This window comes from Rhodothermales bacterium (genome assembly GCA_041391505.1).
Taxonomy (GTDB): Bacteria; Bacteroidota; Rhodothermia; order Rhodothermales; family JAHQVL01; genus JAWKNW01.
The window spans coordinates 368,458-393,484 of sequence record JAWKNW010000002.1; the positions used below are offsets into that span (position 1 = coordinate 368,458).

The 25,027-nt window shown below is 65.6% G+C and carries 18 protein-coding genes; 8 read left to right on the top strand and 10 right to left on the bottom strand.

All coding sequences use genetic code 11. The annotated features are described in order from the left end of the window. Positions 1 to 19 precede the first annotated feature (19 nt). The 10 genes from R2834_03490 to R2834_03535 form a co-directional block, all read right to left on the bottom strand. Positions 20 to 1,276, bottom strand: coding sequence for a glycosyltransferase family 4 protein (locus tag R2834_03490; GenBank protein MEZ4699371.1), 1,257 nt, complete (start codon positions 1,274 to 1,276; stop codon positions 20 to 22). Between the two features lie 48 nt (positions 1,277 to 1,324). Beyond that, positions 1,325 to 2,461: a glycosyltransferase family 4 protein gene (locus tag R2834_03495; protein MEZ4699372.1), complete on the bottom strand. Its 1,137-nt coding sequence runs from the start codon at positions 2,459 to 2,461 to the stop codon at positions 1,325 to 1,327. Between the two features lie 29 nt (positions 2,462 to 2,490). Next, positions 2,491 to 3,321, bottom strand: a complete 831-nt coding sequence (locus R2834_03500) for a glycosyltransferase family 2 protein (protein MEZ4699373.1) — start codon at positions 3,319 to 3,321, stop codon at positions 2,491 to 2,493. After that, positions 3,318 to 4,601, bottom strand: coding sequence for a hypothetical protein (locus tag R2834_03505; protein ID MEZ4699374.1), 1,284 nt, complete (start codon positions 4,599 to 4,601; stop codon positions 3,318 to 3,320). Before R2834_03505 ends, R2834_03500 begins: the two co-directional genes overlap by 4 nt. 21 nt (positions 4,602 to 4,622) lie before the next feature. Continuing rightward, a complete protein-coding gene (locus tag R2834_03510; protein MEZ4699375.1) occupies positions 4,623 to 5,522 on the bottom strand; it encodes a class I SAM-dependent methyltransferase in 900 nt (299 codons plus the stop codon). Between the two features lie 206 nt (positions 5,523 to 5,728). Continuing rightward, positions 5,729 to 6,976 (bottom strand): glycosyltransferase family 4 protein, encoded by a 1,248-nt coding sequence (locus R2834_03515; GenBank protein MEZ4699376.1) that lies wholly within the window; start codon positions 6,974 to 6,976, stop codon positions 5,729 to 5,731. Next, complete coding sequence (locus tag R2834_03520; GenBank protein ID MEZ4699377.1) at positions 6,973 to 9,267, bottom strand: polysaccharide pyruvyl transferase family protein; 2,295 nt, start codon at positions 9,265 to 9,267, stop codon at positions 6,973 to 6,975. Before R2834_03520 ends, R2834_03515 begins: the two co-directional genes overlap by 4 nt. Positions 9,268 to 9,323: 56 nt before the next feature. Beyond that, positions 9,324 to 10,541, bottom strand: coding sequence for a GNVR domain-containing protein (locus R2834_03525; protein MEZ4699378.1), 1,218 nt, complete (start codon positions 10,539 to 10,541; stop codon positions 9,324 to 9,326). A gap of 35 nt (positions 10,542 to 10,576) precedes the next feature. Beyond that, positions 10,577 to 13,726 (bottom strand): SLBB domain-containing protein, encoded by a 3,150-nt coding sequence (locus R2834_03530; GenBank protein MEZ4699379.1) that lies wholly within the window; start codon positions 13,724 to 13,726, stop codon positions 10,577 to 10,579. 228 nt (positions 13,727 to 13,954) lie between these two features. Then, on the bottom strand, positions 13,955 to 14,644 hold the full coding sequence (locus R2834_03535) for an SIS domain-containing protein (GenBank protein ID MEZ4699380.1): 690 nt from the start codon (positions 14,642 to 14,644) through the stop codon (positions 13,955 to 13,957). Positions 14,645 to 14,800: 156 nt separating this feature from the next. Between R2834_03535 and R2834_03540 the strand changes: the two genes are divergently transcribed. The 8 genes from R2834_03540 (at position 14,801) to purF (ending at position 24,841) form a co-directional block, all read left to right on the top strand. Continuing rightward, a complete protein-coding gene (locus R2834_03540; GenBank protein ID MEZ4699381.1) occupies positions 14,801 to 15,919 on the top strand; it encodes a DegT/DnrJ/EryC1/StrS family aminotransferase in 1,119 nt (372 codons plus the stop codon). Positions 15,920 to 16,118: 199 nt separating this feature from the next. Then, the gene (locus R2834_03545; protein MEZ4699382.1) at positions 16,119 to 16,745 is read left to right on the top strand and encodes a sugar transferase; all 627 of its coding nucleotides are present in this window, start codon (positions 16,119 to 16,121) and stop codon (positions 16,743 to 16,745) included. A gap of 49 nt (positions 16,746 to 16,794) precedes the next feature. Continuing rightward, positions 16,795 to 17,430, top strand: coding sequence for an acetyltransferase (locus R2834_03550; GenBank protein MEZ4699383.1), 636 nt, complete (start codon positions 16,795 to 16,797; stop codon positions 17,428 to 17,430). A gap of 4 nt (positions 17,431 to 17,434) precedes the next feature. Beyond that, complete coding sequence (locus tag R2834_03555) at positions 17,435 to 18,661, top strand: glycosyltransferase family 4 protein (GenBank protein MEZ4699384.1); 1,227 nt, start codon at positions 17,435 to 17,437, stop codon at positions 18,659 to 18,661. Positions 18,662 to 19,115: 454 nt separating this feature from the next. Next, positions 19,116 to 20,213, top strand: a complete 1,098-nt coding sequence (locus tag R2834_03560) for a polysaccharide biosynthesis protein (GenBank protein ID MEZ4699385.1) — start codon at positions 19,116 to 19,118, stop codon at positions 20,211 to 20,213. A 174-nt stretch (positions 20,214 to 20,387) separates the two neighbouring features. After that, complete coding sequence (locus tag R2834_03565; GenBank protein MEZ4699386.1) at positions 20,388 to 21,779, top strand: sodium-dependent transporter; 1,392 nt, start codon at positions 20,388 to 20,390, stop codon at positions 21,777 to 21,779. A gap of 189 nt (positions 21,780 to 21,968) precedes the next feature. Continuing rightward, positions 21,969 to 23,345, top strand: a complete 1,377-nt coding sequence (locus R2834_03570; protein MEZ4699387.1) for a hemolysin family protein — start codon at positions 21,969 to 21,971, stop codon at positions 23,343 to 23,345. Continuing rightward, positions 23,342 to 24,841 (top strand): amidophosphoribosyltransferase, encoded by a 1,500-nt coding sequence (purF, locus tag R2834_03575; GenBank protein MEZ4699388.1) that lies wholly within the window; start codon positions 23,342 to 23,344, stop codon positions 24,839 to 24,841. The genes R2834_03570 and purF overlap by 4 nt, the downstream gene beginning before the upstream one ends. Positions 24,842 to 25,027 lie beyond the last annotated feature (186 nt).

A 25,027-nucleotide genomic window follows, 5' to 3' on the forward strand; every position in this document is an offset into this window, starting at 1 on the left:
GGGGAGCGTACAGGGAAACTCAGGCGACTTCGACCGGCGCGCCGATGTCCACGCCGGCGACATCGGCCAGCAGTTCGGCATAGCGCCGGGCCAGCACGCGACGGTCGTGATGCGCATGGACGTAGGCGTGTCCGTGTTCGGCGAGGCGGCGGTACAACGCGGCATCGCGGCGGAGCCGCTCCACGCCGGCGAGCAATCCGTCCGCATCCTCGGGCGTGAACGCGATGCCGGCGTCGGCCTCCTCCACCAGCTCGCGGGACTCACCCTCGACGCCCAGCAGGATCGGCTTTTTCATCGCCATCGCCTCGAACAGCTTCGAAGGAATCACGGTTCGGAAGAGCGGCGTAGCCTTGAGATGCACCACGCTGACGTCGGTCAACGCCAGAAAATAGGCGACGCGTTCCTTGGGCTGTTTCGCGATCAGACGAAAATTCGGCAGCTGAAGCTCGGCCTGGCGCGCTTCCAGCGCTTCCCGCTCGGCCCCGGTGCCCATCACCAGGAAGACGATGTCGGGATCCGTGCACCGCTGCGCCGCTTCGAGCAGCAGGTCGGCGCGATGCGCCATCCCGATCGTGCCGATGTACGAGGCGACGAACTTCCCGTGCAGATCGAACTCCGTGCGTATCCGATCCAGCTCGTCCGCGTCGAGCGGCCGGCCGTACGCCTCCAGGTCGGCGCCGTTTTTCAGCACCGTGATCTTGCCGCCGTCGATGCCCTTGTTCACGATGAAGCGTTTGAAGGCGTTCGTCACCACCACGATATGATCCGCCTTGCGGTACAGATACGCCTCGATGCGCTCAAAAAACCGGATGACGGCATTGCGGGACATCGCGTCGACCGCGACGATCGATTCCGGCCACAGGTCCCGGATCTCCAGCACGTACGGCGCCCGCTTGAACCGCGCGACGAACAGGCCGGCTATCGCCGAAAAAAACTGGGGCGAGCTGGCGACCACCACATCGGGCCGCTCCTCCACCTTGCGGCTGTACCAGATGACCGAAAGCATGAAGCTGATAAAGCTCGCGATGCGCTTCAGGGTGCCGGCGTTTTTCGTCACGTAAAGCGGCACGCGCACCACGTCGATGCAGGCCATCGTCTCCCGGGTGTAGCGGTTGCGGTAGCCTTCGTACACGACCCCTTCGGGGAAATTCGGCACATCCGTCATCACCGTGACATCCAGTCCGTCATCGACCCACTGACGGCCATGTTCGAACAGGCGCTGGGCGAGCGGCGCCGTTTCCGGTGGGAAATTATTTCCGATAAAGAGGATTCTCATGCCGAATGAGGCGCCGGCTCCATGGCCCGCACCGTACTGCCGTGACGTTTATCTGCCCGCGAGCGCCCTCACACTCCGCGCACGATCGATCTGTTCAAGAAGCTTGCCAGCCGCTTCGCCGGCGTCGTGCCGCGTGAGCCGGCGCCGGTGCGCGGCGCCCATCGCGAAGCGGGCCTCCGGGTCGGCCGCCATCCGGCGGATGCCGTCAGCGAGCGACGCCACATCGTTCGGCGCCACCAGCACGCCGTTCTCACCGTCGTCGACCAGCTCCGGAATGGCCATGTGCCGCGTGGTGATGACGGGCACGCCGGCCATCATGGCCTCGACGAGCACGCCGGGGTGGCCTTCGCGGGGAAACCACGTCGGCAGCACCACCGCGTCGTAGCTCGAAAGCAGCGCCGGCGCGTCGCCCTGATGGACGCCGCGGTACCGCGCCCCGGGCGTGTCGCGGCAGGCCACCTCGAACGCCATCGTGTACTCGGGGTCGATGGTGCCGTAGATATCCAGCGCCAGCGCCACGCCCTCGGACGCAAGACGCCGCACGGCGTCGAGCAAGACAAAAATCCCCTTGTCCTCCACAATGCGGCTGAAAAAGACGAGCCGCAGGCCATCGGGGGATGCGGGATGGCTCCGGGGCGCCGGCAACGCGTCGCGGTCGACGACGCGCGGATTCGGGATCGCGATGACGCGCTCCAGCCCCAGTCCGCGCATGCCGGCCAGCACCTGGCCCGTTTCGACGATCACGCCGTCGATCTCGCCCAGATCGGCCAGCAGCCGGCGCTGCCGTGCCGGCGGCAACGCGCGGATGACATCGTGCACCACGCCCCCGCTGAACCAGAGGAAAAACGGGATATCGAATCGGCGCCGGACAAACCGGATCACCGGCATCATCCGCTGGAAAAGCCCCGTCGTGGTGACGAACACCACGGCATCGTGCGAGCGCGCGGCCTCGAACAGCTTGATCGCGATCTGAAACCCGCGCATCACGTCGTAGACGTTGCCGATGCCCGGGTGGCTTTTGACGCGGCCCGGCGAGGTGTTCACGACGGAAGGCTCGGCGCCCGTCCGCGTCTTCCAGGCGGCGAGCAGCGCGACGAAGAGCGAGACGTACCCCCCGATGGGCGGCGGCAGCGGCCCCATGAACAGGACGCGCGGCGCGTCGTCGGTGTGCAAAGGATCAGACATAGGCTACTCGTGCGGCGGGCCGGCATGGCTCACACGCATCGTTCGTCCTCGGAAAGGGGATAGGCGGTGGCGTGGCGCTGCTGCCACCAGACGCGCTGGAGACGCTCGAAGGCGGAGGCGGGCAGCAGCCCCTTGAGCGCGAGGGCTCTGGATTTCTGGACCATCTTGCGGATAAACAGGCGCGTCGCGTTGCCGGCGCCGAAATACGTGCGCTCGATCGAGCAGGCCTCCATCACCCCGGAAAAACCGTAAGAGGCCCCGCCGGATGTCATGTAGGCGAGCACGGTCGGAATGGTCTCCACGTGGACATCCGGGGCGCGCTGCGCGCGGAGGATGAACTCGAGGTCCGCCGAGATCGCGTACCGCAGATCGAAGCCGCCGAGGCGTTCGTACACGTCGCGGCGGACGAACGTGGCGGGGTGATTGTTGGGCTGGAGGCACGAAAAGCGGGCCGGCGGCGGCACCACCGTGCCCATCGCCCCGTCCTCCGTCACGCGCACGAGTCCGCCCACGATGACGCCGGCATCCGGGCGCCGGGCGACCGCCTCGGCGACGGTCGAGAGCGCGTCCGGCGCGAGCCAGTCGTCGGCATTGACGAGGCCCACCCAGTCCCCCGTGGCGCGGGCGATGCCCTTGTTCATGGCGTCGTAGATGCCGCGGTCGGGCTCGGACGTCCAGCCGGCGAGCCGGTCCGCGTAACGCCGCACGAGGTCGAGGGTACCGTCTTTCGAGCCGCCGTCCACGATCAGATACTCGATATCGTGCGGGGGCGTCTGGCGCAGCACGCTGCGGAGCGTGCGCTCGAGCGTGGCGGCGGCGTTGAACGTGACCGTGATGATCGAAAACCGGATCGGACTCATGAGGATGCAGGCGCCGGCTTCAACCAGCGCGGCCGCGACGGCGTGGCGTCACGCGGATAGGCGGCGACGAGCGCCAGCGTAAGAAAGAATAGCGGCTTGTCGAAAAGCGGCTGGGAGAAAAGCATGGTCAGGAACACAGGAACCAGCAAAACCAGCACAGGGTCCCGCCGTTTGAGCAAATTCCAGTTCGGCACGATCACGAGGACGGCGAACAGCAGCACGCCGATCGCGCCGATCTGCCCGACGACGCTCATGAAGTTGATGCTCGAGATGTCCGCGTTCATGTACCCGCCGCCGACGAGCGGGCGATCGATCAGGTAGGCCATCGCGTTGGACGCCCGCTCCACCCGCACCGTGCCCGAGGCGAACTGGAGCTTGCGGAGCAACCCGAACGACTTGTCGGTGAACACAAACCACAGCACGAGCGGCACCAGCGCCGCCGCGCCGGCCAGGGAGGCCCACCAGCGAGCGCGCTTCCCCTCGCCCTGCCCGGCCAGCACGTAGTAGCAGAACGCCGTGGCGATGAACGCGCCGAAGCCGGCCGTCGAGAACGTGAAGAGCAGGCTGAAGAGCAGGAGCGTCTTCCACATCCGCTTGTACCGGATGTCGAGGTAGTTCAACCCGAAGAAGCTCATCGAGACCAGGATCTGGTAGATGCCGGGCTCGCGGTAATACCCCGTCGCGCGGGCCAGCGAAAACCCGAGCGCTTTGACGTCGCCCAGCCCCAGCGCCGGCGAAAACGGGAAGTAGATCGTCATGTCGTAGTGCGACTGGACCTGCGCCAGCGTGAACGAGGCGATGGCGAGGCTCGGCAGCGGCCGGCCCAGGCCCAGCAGCAGGACCGCCGTGATCGCGTACGAGATGCTGAAGGCGAGGACGGGGTAGATGAAGGCCTTGAGCATGACCGTCCAGTTCTCCGCGTTTACGAAGAGGACGACCAGCGCCGACATCATGATGAAGATCAGGTTGTTGATCGTCGGGATCGAGACGCCCGTCTGCAGGATGATCCCCTGCACGAGCAGGTAAAAACAGAACAGCCCGCTCAGCAGGATGAACGAACGCTTCCGCGGGGTGATCGTGAACGGATACCGGAGCAGGACGAACAGCGCCATGCACCCGAACGCGGCGAGAAAAATCACCTCGCCGATCGCCTGGAGCATCGCCGGCCGCTGGTTCAGCTGCAGCAGCACGATCATGAACACCAGTCCCCGCAACCACAGGGCGCGCGCATCGTCACGCGGGGTCCATATCGATAGGGTCGGTGCTGGGGAGGCGGACATGTTGAGGTAGAAGAGCCTTTTTCAGTCGGAAAGCGCGTACCGAGGTCGACCGCTTTCCAGACGGTGTTGATACATGCGGCGCGGATCGCGCTTGCGCAGGACGACGAGGTCCTGCACGTTGTCGATGACGCCCTCCCGGATCTCGAGCACTTCGAAAAGCCGCGACCACACACGCCGGATGTACGCCGGCGAATGCGCGGACATGCCGTAGCTCGACGTTACTCCGGGATGATGCGCGATGTTCGTGTCGAAGTCCGGATATTCCTTGTACATCGTCCCGTACTTCTCGAGTTCGGCGTCCGATACCCCCGCCCACTGCTCGGACTTGCGGCGCAGCGAGGCCAGGCCGCGAAGGCCGTGCGTCGTGATCAGGACGATGCCGCCGGGTTTTACGAGGCGGTACAACTCCTTCAGCCACATAAATTGGTCCCGAAGCGGGAGATGCGTCCACAATGAGACAGAATAAATCGCGTCGAAGAAGCCGCCAGGGTAATCGAGCGGCGGCGTATAGTCGTTCACTGACACGACGACATCCGGAAAGGCGCGTTTCAGATAGGCAATCGCCGTGGCGTCGACATCGGTAGCGTGCAGGTGCTTGAATTCGCGCGCCGTGTACTGCAGCGTGCGCCCCACGCCGGCGCCGAAGTCCAACACGACGCGCTCGCACGCCGGCGGTTCCAGATGGGTAGCCAGCGCTTCCTTGATCGGCAGATAACACCGCAGGCCGGCGCCGATAAATTTCCCGATGGAGCCGCCACCGATCCGTCGCCGGTTTTCGAGCGGCGGAATGGCGCCGGGATACCGGTTGATGACGCGGTACACATCGACGTAGAGCGGATCGATGGTATTGGCGATGGCAATCAAGGGTTTGCGCAGATGGCGGCGCAACTGGGCTTTCAGCGGCATATCGAACACAATCACAACAGCTTACGATCAGGGCAGGCGGACGGCTCAACGAAGGACGGGGGAAGTGCAAAGCCGCCGGCGATGGGGTAGGCGAATGGCCTGAAAAAATGGTGCCAGGATCCAGTATGATGTCGTCGTAAAGAGGTTGCGCTGCGAAAATGAACGGCAAAATGTGCCCGGATGGCGGGCGGGCCGCCAGAACGGGCCATCAGAACGGGCCGTCAGATGAGTTCGCGATACAGTGCGCTCGTGGCTTTCGCCTGTTGTTCGATCGTGAAGGTGGACAACACGGTCGCCCTCGCCTGCTCCGCCAGCCGGCCGGCGCGCGTCTCATCTTCCAGCACCCATCCCAGGCCCCGCGCCAGGTCGTCCGGATCGAAGGGCTCCGCCAGATAGCCGTTCTCCTCGTGCGCGATCATCTCGGGCATCCCGCCGATGCGGAAGGCCACGCACGGCGTGCCGCAGGCGAGCGCCTCCACGACGGTGTTGGGGAGATTGTCCTGCCGTGACGGGGCCACGAACACGTCGGCCGCCGCGTAGAGCAGCGAAAGCGTCACCTCGTCGCTGACGCGGCCGGTGTAATGCGCCGGCAGCCCGAACGAGTCGGGAGATTGCGGTGCGGACGATCCGAAAATCACGAGATCGACCTCGCCCCCGACCGGCGTCGCCGCCAGGCGCTCGAGTGCGGCCTTGAGGTACTGAAACCCCTTGCGGCGATCGCTCGTCGCCCGCATCGCGCCGAAGAGGATGAGCTTCCGGTCGGCCGGCAGGTTGAGGATATGGCGGGCGACCTGCCGATCGATGGGTTTGTAAACCTGCGTGTCGACGCCGTTCGGAATGACCTCGATGCGCGACGCGCCGAACAGGGCGCTCTCCCGCGCACAGTCCGCCATCCAGCGGCTCGGGGTGATCACGGTCATGCGCTCGGTGTCCCAGTGCCGGCGCTTCCGCTTCCACGTCCACCGGTCCAGGTCGATGCCCCGCCGGACGCGCTCCAGCGTTCCGCGCTCGTACCCGGTGCGAAACCGCGCGCCCGGATCGTCGCGTGTGTAGTGCTCGGTGCCGCAAAAGGTCCACATATCGTGCAGGGTCCAGATGACCGGCGAGGCGATCCGCCCCACTTCCCGGATGCTGAGCGTCTCCTTGCTGAGCAGGTGGAGATGCACCAGGTCGGGGCGCTGCGCGGTGATCCGGCGCAGCATGTTTGTCGGGACGACGTTGAGCGAGTGGACGCCGGACATCTCGTGGCTGCTCAGCCGGAGCAGCGGCGCGGCGGCATACGGACGGAGGCGCGCCGCGCTGGTCCGGAAAAACCCTTTTGGGCCGCGCACTGTGTCGTCGTCGCCGCGTTTGATACGGACGAGCAGGGTGGAGTCGACGCCCTGCGCCAGCAGACCGCGATGCAGGCGGTAGCAGGCGCGCGCGGCGCCGCCGATTCCGTCATCGGCATTGACCAGGACTACGTTCACGAGATCAGGGAGACGAAGGCGTCGGACAGCGCCCGACGCGAGGATTCGATGTGCGCGGCGATGGACGGTGCGGGCGCCGCGTTGCGGGCGGCTTCCAGCGCGTACTCCGCCTTGAATGCGGTGAGCGGGATGAGGCGGTCGGACATCCCGAGGTCGTCCAGCAGGCCGGCGATCTTCCCCCCCAGCGTATAGTCGATGGCCACAAACGGCCGGCCCGAGGCGATGGCGAACACGACGCTGTGAAACCGCATGGCCACGACGAGCCGGCTCGACCGGAACGCGGCCAGGTCGTCCGCCGGCGCGCGGTGGCGGTCGTCGAGCCGGCCGAGCACGTCGGGTCGGTCGGCCAGAAGCCGGCGGAAGAACATCCGGTCGTCGCCGCCGACGGCCTGCTTGTGCATGCAGAACGGCGTGAGCACCGCGCCGGGCATGCCTTCGGCGGCCAGATCGGCGAACCGGAGCAGTTCGTGCTCGAAGCCGGCGCGCGCCTGCTCGGCCTCCTCGGCGGACAGCTCCGCCGCGTATTCGTTGACGGGCCACTCGCGCAGCGCGAGCAGGACGTCGTCCCCCGGCGTCGCGGGGGCTTCGGCCTGCCGGGCGTCGATCCACAAAAAGGCGGGGTCGAGCATCACGCTCGCCTCCCCATCCCAGCGCAGCGCCTCGCGGGCCGTGGCGAGCGACTTCCGGTCGCGCAGCACCACCCGATCGGCGGTATCCAGCAGGGCGCGGATGACGGCGTTGCGCTGGGCGCCGCCGAGGGGTCCGATCCCGCATCCGGCCACCAGCGTCGATGCGCCGGCGGCGCGGCCGAGCGCGAACAGTTCGAGCATGTCGATGCACTGCGTCACGCCGGCCATCAGCGGGCCGCCGCCCATCACCACGAGCCCGTACCGGCCGTCGCGAACCTTCGCGCGGGCTTCCGGGAGCGACAGCACCTCGCCCAGCCGCAACTCGGGCATCTGCCGGCGGGTGTTTTCGGTGATGTAGGGCTCTATCGCGGCCACATCCACCTCGGCCTCGGGGTGGGTGCGGCGCAGCGTATCGACGATCCCCCCGAGGATGGCCTTGTCGCCCAGCGTTTCGGTGCCGTACCATCCGCAGATGAGCACGCGCTGCGAGGCGGTCGTGCCGCGCGGTCCGCCGGCCGTCGCCAGGGCGCGCTGCAGGCGTCGTTTTTCGTCCTGGGCGCGCAGCCGGCCCGCCGTGGCGCGCGCGGCCACGGGCAGCATCCCCGGGAGCGACTTCATCGCCGATTTGCCGACGGCCTTCACGTAGGTCGCGCGGTCCGAGATGCCCTCATAGTCGTGCAGGCAGGTCGCGCACTTGGTCTCGACGATGGCGCTCAGGTGGTCGGCATGGGACCAGTACAGGGCTTCGGAGTCGCCGGTGATCGCGTCGCCGAGCGTGTCGCTCTCGACGGCGCAGTAGGCCAGCCCGCCGTCGGAGAGCAGGGTCACGCCTTCGCTTTTCCAGCTACAGCCGGCCGTGCGGGGTTTCTGGTAGATGATCTGGTCGCGCAGGCTGCGGTAGAACGCGCGGCGCCCCTCGTGCTGCTCGTAGTGATGGTAGAGGTAGTCGAGGAAGTTGGCGAAATGGAACCGCTCGTCCCACCCCAGCGCGAAGGGGTCGACGATATCGGTCCCGTACAGCCGCTGATGCGGGATGCCGATCCGGAACCGCGCGTAGAGGTCGCGCTGCCGGCACCAGTGGAGCACGTCCTCGACATGGTACACGTTCTCGCGGATGACCGTGCAGCCGATGCGGTACGAATGCACGCCGGCGTGCCCCCGGATATGGTCCAGCACGTCGACGGCCGCCTCGAAATTCCCCTTGATGCCGCGGACGCGGTCGTGCACCTCGCCGATGCCGTCGAGCGAGACCATCACGTCGAGATGGACGCCGCGCGATGCGCACACGCCGGCCAGCTCGTCGATGGCGGCCTTGACGCGTTTTTTGACGATGGCGTTCGTGATCAGGTTGATCCGCTCGATGCGGGGAAGGGTTTCGATGGCGGCGCGCACCAGCTCGCCCAGGTCCTTCCGCAGCGTAGGCTCGCCGCCGTTGATGCCGATCGACGTCACCTCCCGGTAGAGGGGGTTGCCGAGCACGGTCCGCACCTCGTCCGGCGTGATCTGCCGGTCGAGTTTCTGCTTCCAGATGTGGCACATCTGGCACTGGGAGTTGCAGATGTCGTTGACCGGAAACTGGATCACCCGGGGCAGCCGCTGTTTCGGATGCGGCACGGCGGCCTGGTAGCCCTGAACGATCTTACTGAGGGTCCTTAATTTCATGACGCGAGAGGTGCGTGAAGCGTCGTGGATGCGCGCCCGAAAGCGACGCGATCCGGTCAGCGGTCGATCGCCTTGCGGCGCGTCCGGAAGGGCAGCCGGCGGAGCCAGGCGCCGGGACGCAGCGTCTGCTGGATTTCTTCCAGCTTACCGCGTTCGGAAGCGTCGGCGCGCTGGTGTTCGAGAAAAGACTGGAAAAACGCGAGCCCGATGCCGGCGATGAAGCCGACGACCAGCCCGAGGATCAACGTCAACGTGCGCTGCGGCCCGGAGGATTCCATCGGCGGCACCGGCTGCTCGAGCACGGTGATCACCGGCTCGCTGCGCTGCAGGTCGATCTCCGCCTGCGTCAGCTGGGCCTGCAGGTCGCTGTATAGCTCGGACTTGAACGACACGTGGCGCAGCAACCCGTCGCGCTCCGTACGGAGGCGGGCGCTGCGCGGGTTGACGTTGCGGTCGTCGAAAGCGGCGAGGGCGTTCTCGGCCTGCTTCAGCGAATCCTCGGCGGCCTTGAATTGCTGCGCGATGAACAGCAGGTCTTCGCGCGATTTTTTGGTGCGGATCTCCCGGACGCGTGTGACGAGGTGATCCACGAAACTCTGGGCGAGCTGGGCGGAGAGCAGCGGATTGTCGGTCCGCGCCGCGAGGGTCATCAGGCCGGATTCTTCATCGACCCCGATGGAAACGAGTTCGGAGATCTCCTTCATCGCCTCCTCCTCTTCGCGCGTCGGGTAGTGTTCGAGCACCGCCCCGCCGGTGCCGGCCGCGGACGGGATCAGATACCGGCGGAGAAACCGCTTCAGGGTGCGCGGGAGCCCGATCGTGTAGTCGAAAAGCATCTCCCCGATGCCCGGCTCGAGTTCGCTGTAGGCTGCAAACGTCATGCGGGCATCGACATCGGGAAAGTAGAACGTGTCCCGCACCACCGCGAGCCGCACCTCGCGGCTCATCGCGATTTCCGGATAGGCCGTCGCGGTAAGCCCGGTCGTGGCGCCGCCCAGATTCAGGCCGAACCCGCGCAGCAGCGACAGCGAACCCATGTTGCGCGACATCGCATCGTTCTCCACTTCGCGAATCACCTTCGACCACGCGGTGTATTGCGACGGCGCGAAGATGGCAAACAGCAGGGCGAGGGCGCCGCACACGATCACCGAGCGGACGATGATCCGCTGGTGACGCGTCAGCACCAGGAGGATGTCCAGCATCGACACCTCCTGCTCGGCAGGAGGGGTCGGCGTGGCGGCGCTGCCGTTTGTCGGATGGGTTGGGGAAGTCATAGGAATGTCCGGTTCACCGGCGTCGGGTGTGCGCGTCACTTGAACGCCTGACGGGCCAGCACGACGATCGTGAGCGTGCTGGAAATGATGCCTACGGTGTCAACGATGGTCCGGCCGATGTCGATCCGCTCGCCCGGTTCACGGGGCGGCTTCTTCGTCACAAAGATCTGCGCGCCTTCGTCCACCACGGGGTTCGACTTGAACAGCCCGCGCTGGACGCGGAACGTCGCGCCCGACGCCTGCGTGAGCAGGACGGCCTCGGTCTCCGGACGGAGGCCGCCGGCGCGGTTGAGGTAATACTTGACCCGTTTTCCCGGCTCGTACTTGATCAACCCCTCGATCGCCACGTTGCCGCGGACGGCCACGGTGTTGGGCTGGGCGGGGATCGTGATGCGGTCGCCGGGCAGCAGGACAATGTCGGCGTCGCGATAACCGCTCAGCGCCCGGTCGATCCGCGCGATCACCTGCAGGTTGTCCCGGTAGAGCCGGCCGCCTTTCGGGTAGCCGGTGGGCAGGATGCCGCCGGCGCGGCGGACGACCTCCGCCAGCGTCTCGTTTTCCCGCAGCAGCGTGTATTCACCGGGGAAACGCACCTCGCCCGTCAGGATGACGGTCTGTTGCGGCTTGTAGACCGGGTTCGTCCGCACATACACGCGGTCGAGGTGCTGCAGCTTGAATTTGCGGGCCTCGTTGAAGGCCTGGAGCGTGTCCACCACGCCGAAGCTGTAGAAATCGCCCTGGACGGCGCCCGGGGCGAGGAGGGGGACCTCGATGCCCATCGCGAGTTCGCCGTTCTGCCGCTCCTTGTCGAGCCGGGTCACCTCCACCGCCTGGAAGAAGGCGTTGTCCTCGAAGCCGCCGGCCTGCAGGATCAGATCTTCCAGCGTCATCCCGTCGCGGAAGCGGAACTGGCCTTCCTGCTTCACGGCTCCCGAAATCTGCACGTAGCGGTCGCGCACCACTTCCACCTCGAGGGGATAGATGCGGATCTCGTCTTCCGGCTCCAGCGGCATCGAGGCGACCGGACCGCCGCGAAGGGCCTCGCCGAGGTCGAACGGGATGATCTGCTCCGTCCGCCCGTCGGGGCTCTTCCGAAAGATGTCGGCGCGGGCCGTGAAGACCGTTTTCAGGTATTCGGGATCGGCCAGACCGCCCCCCTTGAACAGGAGATCGGTCACCGTCATGTTCTCAAGCATCTCATAGGAGCCGGGCTGCCGCACCTGGCCGGAGATCTTGACCATCGGGTTGACGCGCAGCTCGGACAGCGCAAAGACATAGAGGCTGTCCTGCGGCCGCAAGACCAGGTTCTGGGTCGGCGCGTCCTGGAGGATCTGGGCGAGGCTCAGCGACATGACCTCCTGTTTCAGCGAGGGCGTGAGCCGGATGAGTTCCACCTTGTCCGGGTACGCGTCGCCGGTGAGGCCGTCGGCTTCCATGATCAGGTCGCGCACGGTCTGGAGGTCCGAGGAGAGCTCGTAGCGGCCGGGGTTGAAGACCGCGCCCCCGACGCTGACGGAACGCACGCGGCTGCGGGCGGCGACGTTGGTCGCTTCGGGGATGGAGAAGATGGTGACCTGGTCGCCGTCCTCGAGTTCGACGTTCTCTGCGCCGGCGAGCACGTCGCCCAGGTTGTAGTCGAGCACCCTCCGCACCATCATCGGGTCCTCGCGCTCGGCGAAGGGCACGACGCGCTCCACCTGGAACCGGCGCGTGTAGGCTTCGGGCTTGAGGCCCCCGGCAAATCCGATCAGGTCCGCGAAGGTCTCGCCGCTGCGGAGCTCGTAGATCGCCGGCCGATGCACCTCGCCCGACAGCGACACGGTGACGCCGCGCGGCGGAATGAAGATGTTGTCGCTGGTCTGGAGCCGGACATCGGCGTCGGAGAAGCCCTTGAGGAGATAGTCGTAGAGATCCACCTCATAGGCGACCTTGCCCCGCCGGATCACCTGGACGTTGCGCAGGCTCCCCGAAAAGAGCGGCCCGCCGACGGCGTACAGGGCGTTGAACACCGAGGAGCTGCTCGGCAGCGGGAACCGCCCCGGCCTCGGCACTTCGCCCAGGACGAACACGCTGACCGGGCGCAGGCGGGTGACGCTGAGGTCCATCAGCATCTCCGGCGGCTCCGTGGTCAGGCCGGCGTAGTTTTTCGACAGCCAGACGCGGAGGTCCTCGCGAAGCTCGTCGAGCCGGGTGCCGGCGACGGTGCGCTGCCCCACGTTCGGGACAAAGATGCGGCCCTCGTTGTCGACCACCAGATCCTGCTGAAACTCGGTCGACCCGAAGATGATGAGGCGCAACTCGTCGCCCGGGCCGATGAGATACCCTTCATCCACCGGTCCCATCGAGAGCGGCTGAAAGTTCTCGGGCCGCAGCGCGAACAGGTCATAGCCGAAATAGGGCAGGCTGTCGCTCACCGCCATCGAGTCCTGCGGGACGAGTTCCGTCGCGTCGCGCGTGATGCGCACGATGCCCCCGGTCTCGATGATGTTGTCGTTTTCGCTCTCGTCGATGGCCAGCACGTACAGCCCCCAGTCGCCGTTCGCCGCGTCGTGCGGCACGGCGAAGAGCCCCTGCCAGCTGCCCTCGAACTTGCTGCCCAGCACGCGGCGTACCTCGAAGGCAAACAGCGTATCGGCCGACATGTCGTTGAGGAGCATCATCTCGACGACCCGGATGCCGGAGAGTTCGTCGCGCAGCGGCACGCGCACGACGAGGGTGTCGTTCTGGATCTTGCGGTCGCGCTGGCGCTGCGCCTCCTCGACATCCTCCTCGCTCGTGTTAGGCGCGATAAAAAACGGATCGATGGGCGGCAACACGAGCGTCTCCGCGCTCAGCGTCGGCGGCCCGAACATGATCGGCACCTCGCGATCCACGGAGCTGCGGGTGCTGTTGGCCTGTTCCTGGCGCTCCTCTTCCTGCACCGCCTGCACCATCTGGCGGACGAGCGCCTCCGGGACGCCGATCTCGCGGGCGCGGCGGATCGCCGCCTCGGGGTTGGTCAGGTCGATGCCCAGACGCAGCGCTTCGCGCCGGGCTTCATCCGCCGTGATGCCGCGGTCCTGCAACTCCCGCTGCACGCTCTGCGGGATGTTCTGGGCGGTGGCCTGCCGGGGCGTACTCAGGGAAAGCAGTACGCACCCCGCCATCACGGCGAGTGTGGATACAACAGAGGAAATCGGGGACATTCCGTTGTACATAAGTAAAGCGTTATCAATAAACGATATAAAAAAAGGGGGCGCGCTGCACCTGCTGCAGCGCCCCGGATCATCCTGGAGAGCAGGCCCTGAGTGCGTTCGTGGCCATCCTGTCGGACGCCGCGAACGGTTCAACGCGCATCGGGCAACGTTTCAGGCAAAGAATCCCTGGACCATAAACGGGCAACCTGGAACGGCAAACACATCGAGGTATCCGTGTCAAGGTGTTTGCACGGCGTCGGACACGGCCTGTTCGACCACATCGCACCAATAATGCCCGACAAGCAGGTGCGCCTCCTGAATTCTGGCCGTATCGTCGGATGGAATCATCAGACAGGCATCTACACAGTCGATCAGATCGCCTCCGGTTCGCCCCGTCATGCCAACGGTATACACATTACGGGAGGCCGCCTCCTCAAAGGCAGCCAGAATATTCGGGCTGCGGCCTGACGTCGATAAACCGATCAGGACATCCCCCGTTCGGCACCATGCACGCACTTGCCGCGCAAACAACTGATCAAAACCATAATCATTCCCAATCGCCGTAACCACGGAAGGGTCTGCCGAAAATGCGAGCGAGGGAAGTGCCGCCCGTTCACGCTTGAAACGCCCTACCAGTTCCGCCGCGAAGTGAAGACTTTGCGCCGCGCTGCCTCCGTTTCCCATCCAGAACACCCTCCCGCCACGCCCGACCCGTTCCGCCACATCCCGGCCGATACGCTCGATAAAGGCCGCCTGATCGGCGAGCCGTTCCATGACGCGGCGGTGTTCGTCGAGTGCCGAAAGGAACGCAGGAGAGGTGGCCATGGATGCTGAAACGTTAAACGGGATGAACCGCAATCGGCGCGGATGGAATCCGACGGCACCGCGCGGGGTTCTGACGGTACGAAACGGGATTTCAAGCAGCACCGGGGCGGAATGGTTTCAGCCTGAAGGTTTGACGTCCACGGTTTGGGGTTCAAAGACGGGTTCAACGTTTCAGATCAATGGTTCCATGAGACTGCGGCGATAGAATTGCGGTACCTTCCCCCTGGACTTTAAACCTCCCCCCTCATGCTCCGCCCCATGCTCCCCCTCTCCCGGCCCGACATCTCCGCGTTGGAAAAAACGTATGTGGCCGACGTGCTGGATAGCGGCCGGCTCGCCCTCGGGCCCTATTTGTCCGCCTTCGAGGAAAAAATGGCCGCCCTGTGCGGCGTCAAGCATGCGGTGGCCGTCAGCAGCGGGACGGCGGCGCTGCACCTCATCGTGCGCGGCCTGGGCCTCGAAGCCGGCGACGAGGTAGTGACCACGCCCTACAGCTTCGTGGCCTCCTCGAACTGCCTGCTCTACGAAGGCGTGACGCCGCGGTTTGTGGACATCGACCCGGACACCTACGGCATCGACGTCGACCAGATCGAGGCGGCGATCACGCCGGCGACGCGCGCCATCCTCGCGGTGGATGTGTTCGGCCAGCCCGCCGACTGGCCCGCCCTCGAAGCCCTCGCCGCGCGACACGACCTGCTCCTCATCGACGACGCCTGCGAGGCGCCGGGCGCATCGATCGGGGGCCGGCGCATCGGCGCCTGGGGGCATGCGGCGGCGTTCGGCTTTTATCCGAACAAGCCCGTCACCACCGGCGAAGGCGGCTGCATCGCCACCGACGACGCGGCGCTGGCGGAGGCGTGCCGCTCGATGTGCAACCAGGGCCGGCGCACGCCGGCGCACATGGAGCATGTCCGCCTCGGGTATAATTACCGGCTCGACGAGCTGTCTGCCGCGGTAGGCTGCGCGCAGCTCGAGCGGATCGACGCGTTGCTGGGCCGGCGCCGGCAGGTCGCGGCATGGTACGATGACGCCCTTTCCGGCCTGGCGGACCGCTTTCGCCGGCCTGCCGAGCAGCCGGGCTCCACGCGCAGCTGGTTCGTTTATGTCATCGAACTGAGACCCGATTCGGAGCCGGGGTTGCGGGATCGGGTGATGGCGCACCTGCAGGAAGCCGGCATCGGCTGCGCGCCCTACTTTCCAGCGATCCATCTTCAACCGTATTATCGCGAGCGCTTCGGCTACCGCCCCGGCGCTTTCCCGCGGTGCGAATCGATCAGCGCGCGGACGCTTGCCCTCCCCTTTTATTCGACCCTGCGGGAAAGCGAGGTCGAACACGTTGCCCGCGCGCTGAAAAACGCGTTTTCAGCAGCCTCGTAAAAACCGGACGAACAAAGGATGAACTGGACAGTCACGGCGCGTGCCGGCGGCCGCAACGCACGGCGTTGTAAAGAAAATGTAAAACAGCCGCAGCACCGCTCAGGGCCCAGAAGCTGAACCAATCCCGGCTCAATCCTTGCCCGACTTCACATCATATCGAACTGTCCCTCTCCTGTCACCCGATTCTGTCGTACCCTCCGTGAATCGCACCTCGTTGTACGCGCCTTTCAAACGCGCGCTGGATGTCCTGATCGCGTCGGCCCTGTTGCTTCTCCTATGGCCGCTTCTGGCCCTTATCGCCGGCGTCGTCTGGCTTGATAGCGGCCGACCGATCCTGTTTCGCCAGACGCGCATCGGCCTGCATGGCCGGCCCTTCACAATCCTTAAATTCCGCACCCTGCACGCCGTCCCGCACGCGCTGACGGATCCGCTGGCGGCCGTAACCCGCTCCGGCGTCTTCCTGCGTCGCTGGGGGCTGGACGAGTTGCCGCAGCTCTGGAACGTCATCCGCGGCGACATGAGCCTCGTAGGCCCGCGACCCACGGTACCGAGCCAGGTGGCGCACTACGGCCCGACCGAGCGGGTGCGTCTGGATGTCCGCCCCGGACTGACCGGATGGGCCCAGGTGCGCGGCCGCAACGCGCTGAGCTGGGATTCCCGGATCGCCATCGACGTCGAGTACGTGCGCCGCACCAGCCTCGCGCTCGATCTGTGCATCCTGTTCCGCACCCCGCTGGCCCTCCTGTCGGCCGACGACGCGTATGGCATCGGCGGGAAAAACGGCGATTTTACCCCCCGGGCGAACCCCGGCGCGCGCGCGGCGTAGAGGGACGGCGCGCCAACCGGGCGCGCTTCACTCGTTTGTCTACCCGCGTATGCCCTCCCTCGTCGTGGTCGGCGCCGGCGGACTCGGTCGCGAGACGGCCGTCCTGGCGCAGGAAATTTGTGCCGCCGGCGGAACGTTTGACCTCCTCGGCTTTCTCGACGACGCCCCGGAGCTGCAGCGGCAGACCGTTCTGGGGCTGCCCGTCCTCGGCGACATCGCGTGGCTGGCGCAGCACCCGGACGTCCACTACGTCCTCGCCCTCGGCGCCTCGCAGACGCGCCGGCGCATCCACCACGACCACCGCCTTTCCGACACCCGCGCCGCCACGCTGGCGCATCCTTCGGTCCACCTGCACCCTTCCGTTCGCCTGGGCCCGGGCTGCCTGCTGTTTCGCGGAGCCGTGCTCATGCTGAACACGACGCTCGGACCGCACGCGATCGTGGATGTCAACTGCACCGTCGGGCACGACGCGACCCTGGCCGCCTTTTCCACGCTGCACCCGGGATGCCACGTCTCGGGCCACGTCCGCATCGGGGAAGCCGCCGAACTCGGCACGGGCTCCGTCGTGCTTCCCGGCCGGCAAGTGGGCGAGGGCGCCATCGTGGGCGCCGGCGCCGTCGTGACCGCCGACCTGCCTCCCCATCGCACGGCGGTCGGCGTGCCGGCACGCCCCCTCCCCGGCTGACGCCATGCGCATCCTCATTTTTTACCAGTATTACCACAATCCCGACTGCGCGGCCACCGGACGGCACTATCAATTCATCCGCCGGCTCGCGCGGGATCACGAGGTCCACGTCATCACGTCCGACGTCTGGGACCAGCGTCGCCAGACCCGGCGATATCCCTGGGCGCCGGACAACGTGACCATCCACCGGATCCACGCCCCCTACCACAACGCCATGGGGATCCGCGCCCGCCTGAGCGCCTACGCTTCGTATGCGGTCGGCGCCTTCGCCCGGGGCCTGCGCGTCCCGCGACCGGATGTCATCGTAGGCACCTCCACCCCGCTCTCCGCCGCCTGGGTGGCGGGTCAGGTGGCGCGCCTTCGGCGGGTGCCGTGGGTATTCGAGGTGCGCGACCTGTGGCCGGCGTTTCCCATCGAGATGGGCGCCATCCGGAATCGCTGGCTGCAACGCCGGCTCTACGGCCTCGAAAAACGGATGTACCGCTCCGCCGCGCACATCATCCCCCTGTCGCCGGACATGCAGACGGCGATCGAGCGCGTCGGCATCCCCGCGTCGAAACTCACGACGCTGCTCAACGGGACCGACTTCGACCTCGCCGCCGAGGCCACGCCGGAGGCGGTCGCGGCGCTGCGCCGGCAGCTCGGCATCGGGGAGCGGCGCGTGGTGCTTTATGCCGGCACATTCGGCCGGGCGAACGGCATTCCCGCCCTGTTGGGCGCCGCCGAGCAGCTGGCGGCGCGGGGCGACACCTGCTTTGTATTTCTGGGCGATGGCTACTACCGGTCGGCCCTCGAGCAGGCCGGCCGGCGGCACCCCGACGCGATTCGCGTGCTGCCGGCAGCGCCGCGCCATGCGATCTTCGCGTATTTCGGCCTGGCCGACCTGTCGGTAGTCACGTTCAACGACCTGCCCGTCCTCGCCGCCAACTCGCCCGCCAAGTTCTTCGACAGCCTGGGCATGGGCACCCCGGTCGTCGTCACGAACCCCGGCTGGACCCGCGCGTTCGTCGAAACCCACGGCTGCGGCTGGTACGCCGGCCCCGCGGAACCGCTGACGCTGGCCCGCTGTATCGAGGGCGCGCTGCAACGCCCGGAGGCACTCGCCGAAGCCGGCGCCCGCGGCCGGCGCGCGGCGGCAGACCTGTTTGACCGCAGCGTCCTCGCCGAGGCCTTCACCCGGATCGTAGAGGCCGCCGGCGACCCGGAGCGCACGAATGCCAGGATCCGTTAGGGGGGATGGGGGATGCGGGATGCAAGATGCGGGATGCAAGATGCGGGATGCAAGATGCGGGATACGGGATCTCCTGTCAAAAGCATCGCTTGTCGGCAACTATCCTGCATCCTGCATCCAGCATCCCCAAATCCCGCATCCCGCATCCCCAAATCCCACATCCCATCATCCATCCACCACCCGTCAGTTAGGAACATGATTTGCACGTGAAGCGACCACACGAGGCGCGTCGATGCCGGTAGCCGTTCGGACCGACCCGCCCCCAGGCATCCCCTGGATCGTATCGAATCCACGCCCCGGTGAGGGTTTGAGGCGTCGCCGCGGGTACGGCACCCGATCGGCCCGGATCGTTCCGGCGTCTCCCTGAAGTTCCTCTCTGTCGGATGACCGACATATTGCGTAGCTTGTCTGCGCGAACTGCATCCCCCATATGCGCCATCGAGCGCCCGCCAGCATGTCGACCGTACATCTCGCCGATCTCTACCTGCCCTCACCGGTTCAGATTGAGGACTTGCTCCAGCGCCCGCCGGCCGCCTGCGATGCGGCGCGGCTCCGGGAGTACCTTGGCAACCGCCGGGTTCTCGTGACCGGCGCCGGCGGCTCGATCGGCCGGGAACTGACGCTCCAGCTGCTCCAGCTCGCCCCCCGGCAACTGGCCCTCGTCGACTTTAGCGAATACAACCTGTTCCAGCTCGAGCAGACCGTTCACGGCGTTCGCCACCGTTCCGACCTGTCGTACCACCTGCTCGACGTGCGGCAGGCCGGCCCCATGACCCATCTGTTCGAGACGTTTCGGCCGGACGTGGTCTTTCACACGGCCGCCTACAAACACGTCCCGATGATGGAGGCCCATCCCATCGAGGCCTTCCAGAACAACACCCTCGCCTCCGTGGAATTGCTCCGCCTCAGCGAGGCGTACGGCGCCGAGCAATTCATCTTCATCTCGACCGACAAGGCCGTCCAGCCGACCAGCTTCATGGGCGCCACCAAGCGGTGGACCGAGCGCTACATGCGCGCGGCCAGCGGCGCGGTGCGGACCAAGACGGTGCGCTTCGGCAATGTATTCGGCAGCCTGGGGAGCGTGGTGCCCGTCTTCGTGCAGCAGATTTTGCATGGCGGCCCGGTCACCGTCACGCACGAAGCCATGGAGCGCTTCTTCATGAGCGTGCACGACGCGTGCACCCTCATCCTCGAGACCTTGCTGCTGGAGAACGCGCCCGTTTACACCTTGCGGATGGACCCGCCGGTGCGCATCAAGTGGCTCGCCGAACGGCTGATCGAGCGGCTCACGCCGGCCGGCGCGCGACCGATCGCGCTCGACTACATCGGCATACGCCCGGGCGAAAAGATCAAGGAGATGTTGTGGGAGGACTATGAAGAGCCCGTCCCGACCACCCATCGCGACATCATCGGGCTGCGCAGCCCGGCCGCGAGCAGCCGGAGCGAACTCGACGCCCAGCTCCGGACCCTGGCCGGCTTCTGCACCCATCGCCGCGCGGACGACCTGCGCGCCCTGCTTTTCGAGGACGAACTCTCCGCGCAGATCGCCTGACCGCTTCCTGACGACGGTGCACACGGATTTAGCTTGATTTTATCTACCCCCGGCGAGTAACATCCCGGGGCTTTCCGCTGGGATGTCATCCCGGGAAGGCACTTCCGCAGCAACGCCGGCCCATCTCCCCCGCCGGCATCCGTTTGCACCCACCCTCACTATCAGGTAGCAGGTATGGCGATCTCATCAGAAGACCGCGGACAGTGGAGTTCCAAACTTGGCTTCGTCATGGCGGCGGCCGGCTCGGCGATCGGCCTCGGCAACATCTGGCGATTCCCTTATACGGCGGGTGAAGGCGGCGGCGGCGCCTTTGTGCTCCTGTATCTCCTGTTCGTGGCGCTGATCGGCATTCCCGTGATGCTGGCGGAACTCTCCGTCGGGCGCGCGACGAAGCGTAACCCGGTGGGCGCCTTCAAGGCGCTGGTGCCCAAATCGCTGTGGCCCGCGGTGGGCGGCCTGGGGGTCGCCACCGGTTTCGGCATTCTGGCCTTCTACTCGGTCGTCGCCGGCTGGACGCTCGGTTATCTGGTGAAGGCGTTCACGGGCGGGCTGGCCAGCGCCACGAGCGGCGCCGCCAGCGGCGCGATCTTCGCGGAGCTGGTGGCATCTCCCGGGCCGGCGATCCTGTACACGGCGCTCTTCCTGGTGCTCACCATCCTCATCGTGCGCGGCGGCGTCTCGGGGGGGATCGAACGGGCGTCCAAAGTGCTCATGCCCCTGTTGCTCGTCGTCCTCATCGTCCTCGCCATCCGCTCGATCACCCTGCCGGGCGGCATGGACGGGCTCATCTACCTCTTCCATCCCGACTTCTCGAAGATCAGTTTCGGCGTGGCGATGAGCGCGCTCGGCCAGGCGCTCTTCAGCCTCAGCCTCGGCATGGGCGCGATGATCACGTACGGGTCGTATTTCCCGGAGAAGACCAACCTCTGGCAGAGCGGCATCATCGTCGCGTTTTTCGATACGATGATCGCGATCCTGGCCGGCCTGATCATCTTCCCGGCGCTGTTCTACCAGAATATGGATCCGCAGGGCGGCCCCGGCCTCGTTTTCATCACCCTGCCGACCATTTTCAACGCCATGCCGGCGGGCACCCTGTTCGGGATCGCCTTCTACTTCCTGCTGTCGATCGCGGCGCTTACATCGACCATCAGCCTCCTCGAGGTCGTCGTTTCCTATTTCGTCGACGAGCGCGGCTGGACGCGCGAGAAGGCGTCGTGGGTCCTCGGGTTCATCTGCTTCCTGCTCGCCGTGCCCTCCGCCCTCTCGCAGGGCGGCAGCGCGTTGCTCAGCGCGAAATCGGAAGCCAACCCGGGCGGCCTGTTCGCCTGGGATTTTCTGACGATCAACAACAACATCTGGGGCAACTATTCCCTCAGCATCGGCGCGATCCTGATCTGCGTGTTCGTGGGCTGGAAATGGGGCATCCCGAAGGCCCTCGCGTCGCTCGAAGAAGGCGGATACCGCCTGCCGGCCTCGCCGGCGTGGTCATTCCTGATCCGCTACCTCTGCCCCCTCGCCGTCCTCGCGGTGCTCATTTTCATCGTGGTGACGGGGCAATATTTCTAGGGTTCACGGATCGAGGTTCAACGTTTGAGGTGGCCGCATGCAAAACCTTGAACGTTGAACCTCGATCCTTGCGCTTCCTCCGGAACACCCACCCCGCGGCTATCGTTTCTCTCGACCCTGTCGACGGGTTTGTTCGCACCGGGTCATCGCCGTTTTTTGAACTATCCCAGGAGCTTCTTCCTCTAGGCCTTGGATCCTGACGCTGATTCTTCCCCTCTTTCGATCGCCGGCCTTTTTTTCCCGCACGTTTTCCCTCCTGATCTGGAATGGGAGGTCGTTGTAGCGAATATCGGCGCCGTCTTCGGCGTGTGGATCATTGTGGCGTTGATTTCCGCTTCGGTGCGGTCGCTGAGTGCGCTGAACGGCACGGCGCGTGAGTTTCTGCGCGAGGTGGACGACCCGGCCAGCCGGCGGGTGCTGGCCCTGATCGAGAACCGGACGCCGGTCCTGTTCACCTTGCAAAGCCTGGGCGCCCTCTTCGAGATCGCGCTCGTCCTGGCCACGTCGTCGCTGCTCACCTACCTGGGCCACCTGCTCAACGCGCCGCGGGTGCTCAGTTTCACCATGCAGCTGCCGATTATCGCGGCGCTCGTCGCGGTGGGCGTCTATCTCCTGCCCAAATGGGCGTCTTCCCGCCATGCCATCGTTTTTTCGCGCATGGTCTCCCCGCTGATGTCCGGCGCCTACGCGCTGCTCGGCCCGATCACCCGCCCCCTCGCGGCCTGGCTCGAGCAGGTGGTCGGCTATGGCCATCTCGACCGTCCTTACTTCTCGGACGACGATTTCAAGACGATGGCCGACCTGGGCGAGGCGCAGGGTTCCATCGAGGAGGAAGAGCGCGAGCTGATCCATTCGATTCTCGACTTCGGCGACACGACGGTCCGCGAAATCATGACGAGCCGCATGGACATGAACGCCATGCCCGTTTCGGCGACGCTCGAGGAGGCCTATGCCCTGCTGCTGGAAGGCGGCCACAGCCGGCTTCCGCTCTACGACGAGCACCTGGACAACATGCTCGGCATCATCTACGTCAAGGACCTGCTCCCCTTTCTGAAGCCCGGCGAGTGGGAAAAGACGCCGGACTGGCGGACCATCGCCCGCAAGACCCTTTTTGTCCCCTACGCCAAACCGCTCGTTGAAATGCTCAACGAGTTTCAGGCACACAACATCCACATGGCGATCGTGGTGGATGAGTACGGCGGCACGGCCGGCCTGATCACCATGGAAGACGTGCTCGAGGAAATCGTGGGCGACATCCGCGACGAAACCGACGACGAGGAGGAAGCGCTGCACCAGCAGGTGGACGAGTTCACCCATTACGTCGATGCCCGCATCCACATCGATGATTTAATGGAGCTGCTGCATGTTGAACTCGACGTCGATAAGTACGATTTTGAGACCCTCGGCGGGCTGATCTTCCACCTCACAGGCGACATCCCAAGCGTCGGCGACGAAATCGTCTACGACGGCCTCACCATGCGCATCGAATCGGTGGAAAATCACCGCATTGGCCGCGTGCTGGTTCACGTTAAACCGCCCACCGAGGATAAATCCTTCGTTGTATGAAACAGATCAAAGAGTCCTGCGGCATCTTCGGCGTATTTAACACACCCTCCGCCGCGCAGCTCACCTATTTCGGTCTTCACGCCCTCCAACATCGCGGCCAGGAAGCGTCGGGGATCGTAACCTCCACGTTCGACGAGCACAAGAAGCGGTGGATCATGCCGATCCACAAGGACCACGGGCTGGTGCTCGACGTCTTCAACGACCCCGCCATCTTCGACACGAAGCTGCTGGGGATGTCGGCGATCGGGCACAATCGCTACTCGACGAGCGGCTCCTCGAACAACCGGGCGAACATCCAGCCGTTCAAGGTGCACTACCGCGACGGCAACCTGGCGCTTGCGCACAACGGCAACATCTCGAATGCGCGCGAACTGCGCAACGCCTTCAGCGAGCGCGGCACCATCTTCCAGACCACGAGCGACAGCGAGCTCATCCTGCACCTGATCGCCCAGAGCCGGCGGAAGAAGCAGATCGACCAGATCATCGATGCGCTGACGCAGCTCGAAGGCGCGTTCTCGCTGCTGATGCTGACGGACTCCAGCCTGATCGCCGTGCGCGACCCGAACGGCTTCCGCCCGCTCGTCCTCGGCATCATCCGCAAGCCGGCGGACCAGGGCGGCGATGCCTACTGCGTCTCCAGCGAGACCTGCGCGCTCGACCTGCTGGGCGCCGAATACGTACGCGACGTCCAGCCCGGCGAGATCCTCGTGATCGACCGAAAGGGCTGCGAATCGGGCGCGTTCAGCAGCTACCAGCTGCCCCAGAAGTACGGCGTCAGCCAGTGCATCTTCGAGTACATCTATTTCGCGCGGCCGGACTCCAAGGTCTTCGGCGAGATGGTCGACAAGGTGCGCCGCAAGTTCGGCAAGCAGCTCGCGCACGAAACGCCCGTACCGATGGTGGCGCCCGGTGAAAAACCGCCAATCGTCATCGCCGTCCCGGACTCGTCGAACACCGCCACGCTCGGTTATGTGTCCGAGTGCCAGAAGCTCGGATACCCCTGCAAATACGAAATCGGCCTGATCCGCAACCATTACATCGGCCGCACCTTTATCGCGCCGGGCCAGGATCGGCGCGACACCCGCGTTCGGCTGAAGTTCAACACCGTCGAAGGCGTGCTCAAGGACCGGGTCGTGGTGCTGGTGGACGACTCGATCGTGCGCGGCACGACCTCCAAGTTTCTCGTCCGGATGATCCGGGAAGCCGGCGCCAAGGAAGTGCATTTCCGGGTGTCTTCCCCGCCCGTGATCAGCCCGTGTTTTTATGGGATGGATTTCCCGAGCCAGGAAGAGCTGTTCGCGAATCAGTTCGACGATATGGACAGCATGGCGAGCTGGCTGGGCGTGGATTCACTGGCGTACCTCTCGGTCGAGGGCATGATGACGGCCGTCCAGCAGGCCCACTCCACGTCGCAGGGCTACTGCAACGCCTGTTTCACGACCAACTACCCCACGCCCGTGGAAATGGACATCACGAAGGAAGAGAACGACTGGTAGCGGGCCGGCCGGCTCGGTCCGTTTGAGCCGGCGGCGCATGGGTGAATGCGGTAAAAGTGCGTCTATTTGTGCTGCTTCAGCGAATAGTTCACAAAGAAATAGTGCATATAATGTTGACTATATGCCTATACCCCGTTTCATTAGTAGGCACTACCTCACCGACCCGTTCACCGTACACCACCCACC